This window comes from Pseudoalteromonas sp. 2CM36K (genome assembly GCF_023161865.1).
GTDB classification, from domain to species: domain Bacteria; phylum Pseudomonadota; class Gammaproteobacteria; order Enterobacterales; family Alteromonadaceae; genus Pseudoalteromonas; species Pseudoalteromonas tetraodonis.
The window spans coordinates 1-12,346 of record NZ_JALNTK010000023.1; the positions used below are offsets into that span (position 1 = coordinate 1).

Here is a 12,346-nt window from a genome sequence, read left to right on the forward strand (position 1 = left end):
CGCTCGACTTGCATGTGTTAGGCCTGCCGCCAGCGTTCAATCTGAGCCATGATCAAACTCTTCAATTAAAAAGTTTTTTGTCTTTCGACAGCTCAATGAATTCTGAATTTATTTAATATCTTTCGATATTGAATTGACTGTGCTGCAATTCTTTTCTTAAGTAAAACCTAAGTAAGTTATTGCTGTTGGTCACTCAGTTTCAATTGAGACTCTAAATTTGTTTGCCTCACTTAGTAGACTAAGCTGGCTGTTAGAACTCAATCTGTACGAGTGCCCACACAGATGATTGCTTTATATTGTTAAAGAACGTTGCGACGTTGTCGCTAGGGATGCGTATAATACATCCTTTATTTTTCGAGTCAACACTTAATTTTAAACTTTCTTACGATGATTTAAACTCAAGTTTTATTTAACTCTCTGAGTAGTTCGTGCCTCGCTATGCGTTGGCGTTCCCCGTCTCAGTGGGGTCGCATTATAGGGAGAACAGATTTTTACGCAAGTACTTTTTTAAAGAAAAACTAAAAAAACACACTGTTCGGTTAGTATCTGAGCGAAAGCAGGTGAAACTGGTAGTTTTATAATCAATACAGGCTTTGCTGGCACTAAAATAAGCGCTACTGTTACACTAATACTCTTAATATGTTTAATTTAAAGGTGCATATATGGCAATACGTTCTTATAAAGGAATCACTCCTGCGTTTAATAAATCTGTTTATGTAGACGAGTCGTCTGTATTAGTCGGTGATATCACTATAGGTGATGATAGCAGTGTATGGCCGTTAGTTGCTGCCCGCGGTGATGTTAACTATATTCGTATTGGTCAGCGTACTAATATACAAGATGGCAGCGTTTTACACTTATCAAGAGCAACAAAGAATAATCCAGACGGCTACCCGCTTATTATTGGTGATGATGTAACCGTTGGTCATAAGGTAATGCTACATGGCTGCGTATTAGGTAATCGTATACTCGTGGGTATGGGCGCTATTATTATGGATAATGTGATTGTAGAAGATGAGGTTATTATTGGTGGCGGTGCTTTAGTACCCCCTAATAAGCGTTTAGAGTCTGGTTTTTTATATGTAGGTAGCCCAGTAAAACAAGCTCGCCCATTAACAGAGCAAGAGCTGAGCTTTTTAAAAGTGTCTGCTGATAATTATGTTCAGCTAAAAGATGAATACTTAGCTGAAGACGCTAGTTAATTTAACTAACTAGACTCACTTCTATTTGACCTGCCGAGTTATAGCATTCATCTTCAATAAGCTGCTCGGCACGTTCTTCATAATCAAAACGGTATTGCTCAAAATAACGCGTTGCATGACTCTCATCGGCTAAATTTAAACTACTGACAGCAATCACACACTCAACTAGCATGCCACTTACTTGTGCAAAAAAAACTAATTGATGAGTTGGCTCTCTAAATTCGAGTCGATCTATAAACTGTATTGCTTGATTCATTTAAGCACTCCCTGCTTTAGTGCAGTAATAACAGGGACAATCTCAGGCATTTTATTTCGCCATACATAATAAGCTTGTGCGGCTTGGCCTACTAGCATACCACTGCCATCTAATAGCTTAGCTGCTTTATTGTGTTCGCTGACCCAATTCATGAATAGCGTATTTTGCGTGGCGTAAAACATATCATAAGCCATTTCACATGTGCTTAAGTGCTTTTCGCTTAACGCAGGTAATTCGTTATTCATGCTGCTCGAGGTTGAGTTAATAACTAAATGATAATCAGCAAAAGGAAGGTCGTCAAAACCATACCCCGAAACATTGCCATGCCCAGTGAAGAGTTTTGCCAATGTTTGGGCTTTGTGTGCTGTGCGATTAACAATAACTATCTCTGCGGGATTTTGCTCTAGTAAAGGTAAGATAACTCCTCGAGCAGCGCCACCCGCACCAATGATCAACAGGCGTTTACCTGTTATCGTTATTTTATTGGTCAGTAAGTCGTTAACAAAACCAGTGCCATCAGTGTTATCACCAAGTAAACTGCCATCATCGCGCTTTTTAAGGGTGTTCACTGCGCCTGCCAGTTTAGCAACTGGGGTGAGTTCATCGGCTAAAGCAAAAGCCTGCTCTTTGAAAGGAACAGTGACATTGGCGCCTTTTCCCCCTTGCTCAAAAAAAGCAGCGACTGTTTTTTCAAATCCATCGATAGGTGCTAATATTGCGCGATAGTCGATTTGCTCTCCCAATGATTTTGCAAACTGCTGATGAATAATGGGAGATTTTGAATGTTTGATTGGATTTCCAAAAACCGCATATTTGTCCATTTTAAACAACCTCTTCGCAGTTTTAGTACTGCCTATTAACGATGATAAAATTATGATTAAAAGACTCTTTTCAAGATCAAAGCCGTCTACAACTACACAAGCACCTACGCCAGATAAAACTCCGTATGAAATCATTGGTGGAGAAGCCCCCACGCGTGCAATTGCTAATAGATTCTACGATATAATGGCCAGTGATGAATACGCTAAACCGTTATATGATATGCATCCTCAACCATTAGACAGAATTCGCCAAGTATTTTTTGAGTTTTTATCCGGTTGGCTTGGTGGGCCTGACCTATTTGTAGAAAAACACGGCCACCCGATGCTGCGTAAACGCCATATGCCGTTCCCTATTGATCAAGACTTACGTGATCAGTGGATGTATTGCATGAATAAGACCTTAGATATAGAAATAGATAACCCTGTGTTACGCGAAGGCTTACGTCAATCACTGGCTCAGCTTGCCAGCCATATGATTAACCAGCATTAACCTACCTCGTTCTTTAATTGTGGATTATTTGCGCTAAGTCAAAATCCGCTTTTCTAAAATATAGATAATACCCTATCAAATAATTAGAAAAGCGTGGCGCGTGTGAAATCAATCCAACATAAAATTTATGCTTTATTAGCTCTAACTGGCGTTATTGTATTAATAGCCAGTATTTTTAGTAGTGCTAGCCAACAGCGCACGCTCGCCCAGGATACGGTGGCAGAAAACATTAAGCTGCTTGCCGATAATTATTTTGACTCAATAAACACCATGATGCTAACCGGTACTATGGCTAATCGAGAATTATTGAGCCAAAAGCTACGCAAACACCCTAATATAGAAGATGCTCATATTATTCGCTCCGATATAGTTAATAATCTGTATGGTGCCGGAAATAAAAACCAAACAGCAAGTAATAACAACGAACGCGAAGCACTAAAGGGTAAAGAAAGCTTATTTATAGAGCAAAACACCGATAGCCGCAGTATGACCTACCTACGCCCGATGTATGCTAGCTCTGATTATAAAGGTACTAACTGTTTAGGCTGCCACCAAGCGCAAGAAGGCGATGTACTAGGCGTGGTAAAAATTAGTTATTCCTTAGCTGATATTGATAATGAGGTAACTTACAACACCTTAGTAACCACCAGCCTACTTTCTACTATTTTTATTATTGCCTTTGTGCTGCTAGGTATAGTGTTTAGAAAAATATTTATAGTGCGCCTTAAAAAGCTCGGCCATGCAATGCACTTAGCCACTACCAATAAAGATTTAACCTTACGCATTAAAGATAACGCCGAAGATGAACTCGGCTGGCTTGCCACCAGCTTTAACCAAATGATTGCTACGTTTAAAGATAATATTGCTCAGGTATCTCACTCTTCAAAAGTACTTATTCATTCAGCAGAGAAAATTTATACCTCGGCCGATACCACTGAGCGCGCTATTTTAGAACAAAAGAAAAGTACCGATTCGGTGGCCGCAGCAATTAATGAACTAGAAAGCTCATCCAATGAAGTAAGAAACACCACTCATTTTGCTCAAGAAAAATCTGAGAACAGTAATGAACTAGCACAACAAAGCATGCAGGTTGCAGAGCAAACCGAACTCAGTATTAATCAGTTAGCAGAAGATGTACGCCAAGCGGCAGATCAAGTGAGACAACTACAAGAGCAAACGCTTGAAGTGGGAAAAGTACTTGAGGTGATCAGCAGTATCGCCGAGCAAACAAATTTATTAGCGCTTAATGCTGCCATTGAAGCTGCCCGTGCAGGTGAAGCTGGCCGAGGCTTTGCCGTTGTTGCTGATGAAGTACGTACTTTAGCAACTCGAACTCATGCATCTACCGATGAAATACGCTGTACTATAGATAAGCTGCAGTCAGAAGCCGCGCAAACCGTTAAAACCATGGGGGAGTCCTGTGCAGAGGCAGACGAAAGAGCGCAACAAGTACAGCAAGTTGCACAGGCTTTAAAAGATATTTCAGGGCAAATGAATGAAATAAATGAGCTCAATATACAAATAGCCGATGCAACAGAGCAACAAAACCAAGCTGCTGAAGAAATAAATATAAGTGTTGTTGGTATTAGCGATAACGCCGAGCAATCATTAGTGGATGCCGATGAAAATCAAAAAGTCAGTGAAGAGTTACTCAATTTAGCTCGTTCGTTAGATGAGCAGGTACGCAGTTTTAAACTTAAACAATAATTTTAAAAGCCAGTCAAAAAGTAGCTTATTGACTGGCATATCATTCTTAGCCCAGTGCTAACCAATCTCGAGGCTTTAAGAAATCTTTATATAGTAATGCCTCTGCGCTGTCTTCGGCTGGGGTATAGTTATACTCCCAACGGGCTAAAGGTGGCATCGACATTAAAATAGATTCCGTACGGCCACCGCTTTGTAAACCAAACAATGTGCCACGATCCCAGACTAAGTTAAACTCAACATAACGACCACGGCGGTATAATTGGAAGTCGCGCTGCTGCTCGGTGTACTCATCGTTTTTACGACGTTCAATAATAGGAACGTAAGCATCTAAAAAGCCATTACCCACCGATTGCATAAATGCAAAGCTTTGCTCAAAACCTAACTCATTTAAATCGTCAAAAAATAAGCCGCCTACGCCGCGGGTTTCATCACGATGTTTTAAATAAAAGTATTCGTCACACCATTTTTTATATTTTGGATAAACATCATCGCCAAATGGCTGACACACATCGTGCGCAACTTGGTGCCAATGCACTACATCTTCAAGTACAGGGTAAAACGGGGTTAAATCAAAACCACCACCAAACCACCAAATCGGTTCTTCACCTTCTTTTTCGGCAATAAAAAAACGTACATTGGCATGGCTTGTTGGTATATGTGGGTTTTTAGGGTGAATCACTAACGATACACCACACGCATGAAAACTACGTCCTGCAAGCTCAGGTCTATGTGCAGTGGCAGAGCCCGGCATAGAGGCACCAAATACATGAGAGTAATTAACTCCGCCTTGCTCAATCACATTACCATTGGTGATAACGCGAGTACGACCACCGCCGCCCTCTTCTCGCTGCCAGCTGTCTTCAACAAATTGTGCTTTCCCATCTGCTGCTTCTAAGCCTTGGCAAATAGTATCTTGCAAAGCCATAAAGTAGGCTTTTACTTGTTTTAATAATTCGCTTTGCATAGTTAACCTCTGAATATATTGCCTGTTGTGGCATCTTTAATGGTGCTTGGTTGTGTATTACCACCTAATGGTTCATCAACATAAAAACTAACCTGATCTGCAAACTGCTGCTGCGCCTCAACAATACTTGTTACCGTTGCTTGACCAGTTAAATTTGCACTTGTTGATACCAATGGTTTACCAAACTCTTGGCATAAACGTTTAACTGTAGGATGGTTAGTTACTCTCACTGCAATAGTATCAAATTGCCCTGTTAGCCACTTCGGCGTGGTTTTAGCTGCAGGCATAACCCAGGTAATAGCACCAGGCCAACTTGAAAAAATATCAGCGCGCTTGTCCATGGGCAACTTAGCATCATCTACGTACTTTAATAATTGCCCGTAATTGTCAGCAATTAAAATGAGCCCTTTTTCAACTGGGCGTTGTTTAATATCAAGTAAACGTTCCACCGCCTGTTGATTGTCAGGATCGCAACCTAAGCCATAAACAGCTTCGGTTGGGTATAAAATAACATCGCCTTGTTCTAAGCTTGTTATTGCAGCAGATAAAGAAGAAAGGTCAGACAAAATTGTCTCCAGAGATATTTACGTTATTCAGTGGCAGCAAACTTATGCATACAGCTTTTTTGTGGGCATTGTAACACAACACCACTCGCGGCTTTTTTCTCAGTAACAACTGGCCACTCACATACTGGGCACGCTTGAGCTACAGGTTTATGATTAAGCGTATATTTACAGCTTGGGTAACAGTCGCAGGAATAGAATACTTTACCAAACTTATTACTGCGTGAAACTAAATGCCCTTTTTTACATTTAGGGCAACTAATCACAGGCTCTTCACTTGGCGTATCGTCATGCTCACTGGCAATATAATGACATTCAGGGTAACCGGTACAGCCAATAAACATACCGTAGCGACCATTTTTCACCACCAGCGGCTTGCTACACTCTGGACACTCGCTCTCCTCAAGTACTTTTATTTCATTGCTATCATGATGTGCAAGCGGACGAATAAAATCGCACTTAGGGTAACTAGCGCAGCCTAAAAAAGGCCCCGACTTACTATTACGAATGACGAGTTCTGAACCACATTGCGGGCATATCTCATATTCTTTTTCTAAGGCGTGTTTATTGGCCGAGAAAAGTGAATGATCGATTTTACTCATGTAAATCCTAGTGGTTGGTGAATTTTCGCCTAATATACCCAAAACCCTTAAAGATACAAGCTATGGCAGTCGGTTTGTTAACGCTGAAAATAATAAAACACCCAATAATGGTTAATGTAACACTTCGCTAGGCTCATCAAAAATAAGATCTTCCATTTGCTCATACGCCTGCTGAGAATCAGGGGCATTGAATAACACCATCAAAATTAACCATTTTAAATCTTCTAAAGTAATGGCTGAATTATCAAGCGCCGCCAAACGATCCATCACCATTTCACGAGTGGTGCTATTAATAACGCCGGTCTGTTCAACAAACATTAAAAAGCCACGGCATTCAGTATCAAGAACTCGACACTCGCTATCGGTAAAGATTCGCACTGCATGCTGCTCAGTGGCTAATAAATAAGGCGATTCATTGCTGTATTGTAATGCGGCAAGTTGATCTAACCAGTCAATGGCTTTGTTAATTTCGGGTTTGTTAAACCCAGCGCGGAGTAACTCATCGGTAAGTGTGCTTTGCTCAACAAATACATCGCCTTCGCTGTGAACATAGTTTTCAAATAAATACATGAGAATATCAAACATATTATCCTCCAGCGCTTAATTTAATATAGCCGTCTAATACACGTTCAATTTGATCGTCTAACTCTAAATCAAGCAATCGCGCTTGTACTTTATCAATTGGCCACTGTACTCGACGCATAATATCGTCCACACTGGTCACCTCAAAACCAATACTGTTAAGCACCTCACAATCTGAGGTTACAGCATCAGTTAACTCTTTATAGTTTAGACCAGAAGGGTATGAAAAGTTCATCTCATCAAGAATATCCGCGACGTTTTCTACCAGCTTAGCACCTTGCTTAATTAAAAAATGGCTTGCTTGTGCCAGCGGGTTTTTAATTGAGCCTGGCACCGCAAAAACGTCTTTATTTTGTTCAAGCGCATAACGTACGGTGATCAGTGAGCCACTTTTAATTTCGGCTTCAACAATTAAAACGCCTAAAGAGAGTCCTGAAATAATACGATTACGTCGTGGAAAGTTATGCGCGTTGGCCGCGGTGCCCGGTAAAAACTCACTTACCAATAAACCCTGTGTTAATACTTGCTCTGTAAGTAACTTATGGCGTTTAGGGTAATAAACATCAACACCAGTCCCTAGTACGGCAATGGTTTTACCATTTCCTGCCAGCGCTCCTTTATGGGCAGCACCATCAATGCCACGCGCCATACCAGAGGTTACTGTTATGCCAGCAAGCGTTAGCTGATGTGCAAACTCTGCAGCAATTTCAAGTCCAGTGGTGGTTGCATTTCGACTGCCAACAATCGCAATTTGTGGAGAAGACAGTAAGCTGATATCGCCTTTACAAAAAAGTAATAATGGCGCACTGGCTATTTGTTTTAGGTGTTCTGGGTAGGTGGTATCAAAAATACTAATAACAATAATATGTTGCTGGCTAATAAGCTGTTCATAATGCGCAACTTGCTGCCAATTTGTATTAAGTAAATTACTTGCTTGGCTCGCTGTTAAGCCCAACATAACCAGCTGGGAATGCGATAAGGAAAACAGTGACTCTAAACTATGCTGTTTAGAGAGGGCTAATAGCGTTTTTATTCCAAGCCCTTTGCATAAGTAAAAGGCAAGCCAATGGCTTAGCTTGCCAAACGATTGCTCCATGCTCCCTCCTAGAACACCGACTCGCTACTTAATGAATTACTGCCAAATCTCCAATGCGAATTGGGTGCTGATTTTTAGTGATCAGCGCATAACTAACTTTGTCATACACTTTAAAAATAATCATTTCACCAACTTTCTCTGCTGGCATTTTCCAAGTAACGCTATCTTCATCGGTTTCTGAGCCAAATAATTCGCTAGTAGCCGATACCAATTTTTCTAAACGACTTGAATCTTCGGTATAACGCGGGCCTCTGGCACTATCAATCACCTTAGGTGACTGACGTTCAATATCCAGTACATGACCTACTTTAACTTGTTGCTCTGAACCTAAGTTTAGCACCACTACATCCATCGTGCTAAATTCTTTCATCTCGCGCGGAGAGGCAATCACTTGACCCTGCATTGGCTGTTCAGGACGATGCATTTCAAAATATACTGGCAGCATCTGCCCTTCCATTGCAGGTAATAAAAAGTCACCCTGTTTGATCTCACGTTTTACTGATTCAACTCTTACTGAGGCCGGTTCGCCATTGGCCGCATCACCTGTTCTAAACGCGCGAGCCATACCCACATAAGATGCTCTACTCGCCAACTCTTCACCGGTATTAGGGTCAGTATAAGGCGCACCTTTATGATAAATAGCATATGCCTGATGACGTTTTAAGTTACCTTTTACATATAAAATATGGTCAATAGTTTGGGTTTTGGTATTTTCGTTGGCGCCCAAAATATAGGGCTTTTCTTTTATGGTATCGCTGTTAATAGCTTGCTCAAACGACAAATACGGTTTAATCAACGCAAGCGGTAAAGTTGTTATCGCATCTTTCCCTTTTGGCGTAATACGTCCCATAGGTGATAGCTTTCGATACGCTTTATTAATCACTAAACGCGGATTACCGTCTGTATCGTAAATTAATGCTAACGCATCTCCGGGGTAAATAAGGTGAGGGTTGTTTATTTGTGGGTTCATTTGCCATAGTTCAGGCCATAACCAAGGTTCGTTTAGATATATAGCTGAGATATCCCAAAGCGTGTCACCTTTTTTCACAACATACTGTTTAGGTGCATCTTTTTTTATAGTTAGTACATCTGCCAGCACAGGAAAAGTTGCACCTAATACAAGTATAATTGCAATTAATGGAGATTTCATTGAGCTTCCTCATAGTGTTTTTTCATTATTATTAACCAAAACCTGTTAAAGGGGAACGTGAATGGCTAAAATAAGAACATACAATACCCTAAATTTAAGCATAAGTGTAAAAGGTAACTATGGCTAGGTTAGAAGTTTTAAGATTTCCAGATGAACGTTTACGTACAATCGCAAAAGAAGTAACTGTTGTTGACGATCAAGTGCGTGAAATTGTCAAAGATATGCTAGAAACTATGTACGATGAAAATGGTATTGGGCTTGCTGCTACACAGGTTGATATTCACCAGCGTATTGTGGTGATCGACGTATCAGAAGAGCGCAATGAACCACTCGTGCTTATCAATCCGCAAATTATCAAAAAAGATGGCTCAACCGTGAGCGAAGAAGGCTGTTTATCAGTTCCTCATTCGTATGCAAAAGTTGACCGTGCAGAAACCGTTACCGTAGCTGCACTCAACGAAGAAGGTAAAGAGTTTATTCTTGATGCTGACGAATTATTAGCGATTTGTATTCAGCATGAACTTGATCACCTTCAAGGTAAATTATTTATTGATTATTTATCTCCATTAAAGCGCCAACGCATTCGTAAAAAGCTTGAAAAAGAAGCGAAGTTTGCAGCGCAGTAATAAGCACCTTAGTAAATAATTAGGAAACTCAGTGACACAACCATTACGCATTATATTTGCCGGTACGCCGGACTTTGCTGCACGCCATCTGCAAGCACTCATAGATAGTGAACACCAAATAGTGGGCGTTTACAGTCAACCAGATCGTCCAGCGGGTCGCGGAAAAAAACTAAAAGCCAGTGAAGTAAAAGCGCTTGCATTAGAACATGACCTACCCGTTTTTCAACCGCAATCACTCAAAACAGACGAAGCACTTGAAGAGCTAAGCAGCCTCAATGCCGATATCATGATTGTCGTTGCCTACGGTTTAATTTTACCTAAAGCCATTTTAGATGCCCCACGTTTAGGGTGTTTAAATGTACATGGTTCTATTTTACCGCGCTGGCGTGGCGCCGCGCCTATTCAACGTGCTATTTGGGCAGGCGATCAGCAAACCGGTGTAACCATAATGCAAATGGATGAAGGGCTAGATACCGGCGATATGCTGCATATTAGCCGCTGCCCTATTGATAGTACTGAAACCAGTGCAAGCTTATACGCTAAGCTTGCTGAACTGGGACCTGATGCATTAATCGACACCATAAATCGTTTAGCCAACGGGGACATAACGCCTGAGCCACAGAACGACGCCGATGCCAATTACGCTAAAAAGCTCTCAAAAGACGAAGCCAACATTGATTGGTCTATGGATGCCGAGCAAATCGAGCGTAACATTCGTGCCTTTAACCCATGGCCAGTATGCTTTACCCAAATGCGTGGTAATACGGTAAAAATATACCAAGCAAACGTGGTTGAACAGTCAGGCGCAGCTGGCACTGTATTAGCAAGTGATAAAAACGGTATCGTTGTGGCTTGTGGTAAACACGCTTTATCTATTAGCGAATTACAACCACAAGGCAAAAAGCCAATGGCAATTAATGATTTTTTAAACGGTCGTAGCGACTGGGTCACACCCGGCACCGTATTAGGCGAAAATAATGAGTAATGTAAGCAATGTCAGAGCGCTAGCCGCTGAAACTTTATATAACGTGGTTGATAAAGGCGCATCGCTTAATCAAGAACTCCCTTTCGCTAGCCAAGGCTTATCACCTAAAGATAAAGCCTTACTGCAGCAAATTTGCTATGGAGTATTACGTTACTTACCTAGCCTAGAAAATTATTGCCAGCATTTAGTAGAACAACCGCTTAAAGGCAAACGCCGTATTTTCCAGTTCTTGTTGTATGTGGGTATTTACCAACTACAACACATGCGTGTACCGCCGCATGCAGCAATTAGCGAAACCGTTAATGCGTTACAACAATTACGCGCTCTTGGCTTGAAAGGGCTTATTAACGCCATTTTACGAAGCTTTCAGCGCCAACAAACTGAGCTTGAAGAAAAAGCCAAACAAATTCCGGTGTGTTTATACAACCATCCAAACTGGTTTATAAAGCAAGTAAAAGAAGCCTACCCAGATAGCTGGGAAGACATTCTAGAAGCTAATCAGCAACAAGCGCCAATGTGGCTTCGAGTGAATCAATCGCAGTTTAGCACCCAAGAATATAGCGAAATGCTAACCGCTAACGATATTGAACATACTCTAAACCCTGATTTTATTGATGGCATTAAACTAAGCAAACCACGCGATGTGTTTTCACTTCCTGAGTTTGATACCGGTGCCTGTTCAGTACAAGATGCGGCAGCGCAGCTTGCTGCACGCTACCTAGACCCACAAAATGGTGATGCAATACTCGATGCCTGTGCAGCGCCTGGTGGTAAAACCTGCCATATTTTAGAGCTTGCCGATGCTGATGTGCTTGCGCTTGATAGCGATGCCACACGCCTAGAACGTGTTAAACAAAACCTAGAACGCATAGGTTTGGGCGCCGACTTACAATGTGGTGATGCATCGCAACCTCACACTTGGTGGGATGAAGAACAGTTTGATCGTATTTTGTTAGATGTACCCTGCTCTGCAACTGGCGTAATTCGTCGTCACCCAGATATTAAATGGTTACGTCGCGCATCCGACATTAACGATTTATCCACCCTCCAAGGCGATATACTCGACAGCATTTGGCCATTGTTAAAGCCAGGCGGTACATTGGTGTATGCAACTTGTTCGGTGCTTCCACAAGAAAACCAACAACAAGTTGCTAAGTTTTTAGCTAATAATGAAGACGCAGAGCATATTCCTTTGCACAGCGAAGACACTAAAACCATACCAGGCTTGCAGTTATTACCAGGCGAAAGTGACGGTTTTTATTACGCTAAATTAGTTAAAAAAACCTAGGCAACACATTTAGC

14 protein-coding genes and 1 rRNA gene are annotated in these 12,346 nt (G+C 41.4%); 6 read left to right on the plus strand and 9 right to left on the minus strand.

Features of this window, described 5'->3' with window-relative positions; all coding sequences use genetic code 11:
- Positions 1-68 (minus strand): 16S ribosomal RNA (locus tag MTN97_RS14225); the annotation flags it as partial.
- 594 nt (positions 69-662) lie between these two features.
- On the opposite strand from MTN97_RS14225, the gene MTN97_RS14230 reads away from it, so the two are divergent.
- Positions 663-1,202 carry a gamma carbonic anhydrase family protein gene (locus tag MTN97_RS14230; RefSeq protein ID WP_248474676.1) on the plus strand — a complete coding sequence of 180 codons (540 nt, stop codon included), beginning with the start codon at positions 663-665 and terminating at the stop codon, positions 1,200-1,202.
- Position 1,203: 1 nt separating this feature from the next.
- Here MTN97_RS14230 and MTN97_RS14235 read toward each other — a convergent pair whose 3' ends face one another.
- Complete coding sequence (locus tag MTN97_RS14235; RefSeq protein ID WP_075169462.1) at positions 1,204-1,458, minus strand: DUF1488 domain-containing protein; 255 nt, start codon at positions 1,456-1,458, stop codon at positions 1,204-1,206.
- On the minus strand, positions 1,455-2,279 hold the full coding sequence (gene aroE, locus MTN97_RS14240; RefSeq protein ID WP_248474677.1) for a shikimate dehydrogenase: 825 nt from the start codon (positions 2,277-2,279) through the stop codon (positions 1,455-1,457). The genes MTN97_RS14235 and aroE overlap by 4 nt, the downstream gene beginning before the upstream one ends.
- Before the next feature lie 52 nt (positions 2,280-2,331).
- On the opposite strand from aroE, the gene MTN97_RS14245 reads away from it, so the two are divergent.
- The gene (locus MTN97_RS14245) at positions 2,332-2,769 is read left to right on the plus strand and encodes a group II truncated hemoglobin (protein ID WP_010392770.1); all 438 of its coding nucleotides are present in this window, start codon (positions 2,332-2,334) and stop codon (positions 2,767-2,769) included.
- Between the two features lie 102 nt (positions 2,770-2,871).
- Positions 2,872-4,476, plus strand: a complete 1,605-nt coding sequence (locus MTN97_RS14250) for a methyl-accepting chemotaxis protein (RefSeq protein WP_248474678.1) — start codon at positions 2,872-2,874, stop codon at positions 4,474-4,476.
- A 46-nt stretch (positions 4,477-4,522) separates the two neighbouring features.
- Here MTN97_RS14250 and hemF read toward each other — a convergent pair whose 3' ends face one another.
- The 6 genes from hemF to MTN97_RS14280 all read right to left on the minus strand — a co-directional run bounded on the left by hemF (position 4,523) and on the right by MTN97_RS14280 (position 9,433).
- Positions 4,523-5,440: an oxygen-dependent coproporphyrinogen oxidase gene (hemF, locus tag MTN97_RS14255; RefSeq protein ID WP_010392766.1), complete on the minus strand. Its 918-nt coding sequence runs from the start codon at positions 5,438-5,440 to the stop codon at positions 4,523-4,525.
- Positions 5,441-5,442: 2 nt separating this feature from the next.
- Positions 5,443-6,006 carry an L-threonylcarbamoyladenylate synthase gene (locus MTN97_RS14260; RefSeq protein ID WP_138571419.1) on the minus strand — a complete coding sequence of 188 codons (564 nt, stop codon included), beginning with the start codon at positions 6,004-6,006 and terminating at the stop codon, positions 5,443-5,445.
- Positions 6,007-6,029: 23 nt separating this feature from the next.
- Positions 6,030-6,605 (minus strand): type I DNA topoisomerase, encoded by a 576-nt coding sequence (locus MTN97_RS14265; RefSeq protein WP_248474679.1) that lies wholly within the window; start codon positions 6,603-6,605, stop codon positions 6,030-6,032.
- Positions 6,606-6,716: 111 nt separating this feature from the next.
- On the minus strand, positions 6,717-7,190 hold the full coding sequence (locus MTN97_RS14270; protein WP_248474680.1) for a DUF494 family protein: 474 nt from the start codon (positions 7,188-7,190) through the stop codon (positions 6,717-6,719).
- Position 7,191: 1 nt separating this feature from the next.
- Entirely contained in the window at positions 7,192-8,283 is a 1,092-nt protein-coding gene (gene dprA / locus MTN97_RS14275; RefSeq protein WP_013463667.1) for a DNA-processing protein DprA, read from the minus strand.
- Between the two features lie 28 nt (positions 8,284-8,311).
- The gene (locus tag MTN97_RS14280) at positions 8,312-9,433 is read right to left on the minus strand and encodes a LysM peptidoglycan-binding domain-containing protein (protein ID WP_248474681.1); all 1,122 of its coding nucleotides are present in this window, start codon (positions 9,431-9,433) and stop codon (positions 8,312-8,314) included.
- Positions 9,434-9,552: 119 nt separating this feature from the next.
- On the opposite strand from MTN97_RS14280, the gene def reads away from it, so the two are divergent.
- From def to rsmB, 3 genes are read left to right on the plus strand one after another with little or no spacing between them, the layout of a single operon-like run.
- Complete coding sequence (gene def / locus MTN97_RS14285; RefSeq protein WP_013463665.1) at positions 9,553-10,059, plus strand: peptide deformylase; 507 nt, start codon at positions 9,553-9,555, stop codon at positions 10,057-10,059.
- Positions 10,060-10,090: 31 nt separating this feature from the next.
- Complete coding sequence (fmt, locus tag MTN97_RS14290) at positions 10,091-11,044, plus strand: methionyl-tRNA formyltransferase (RefSeq protein ID WP_069438498.1); 954 nt, start codon at positions 10,091-10,093, stop codon at positions 11,042-11,044.
- Entirely contained in the window at positions 11,037-12,332 is a 1,296-nt protein-coding gene (gene rsmB, locus MTN97_RS14295; protein WP_036980750.1) for a 16S rRNA (cytosine(967)-C(5))-methyltransferase RsmB, read from the plus strand. The genes fmt and rsmB overlap by 8 nt, the downstream gene beginning before the upstream one ends.
- The last annotated feature ends 14 nt before the right edge of the window (positions 12,333-12,346 follow it).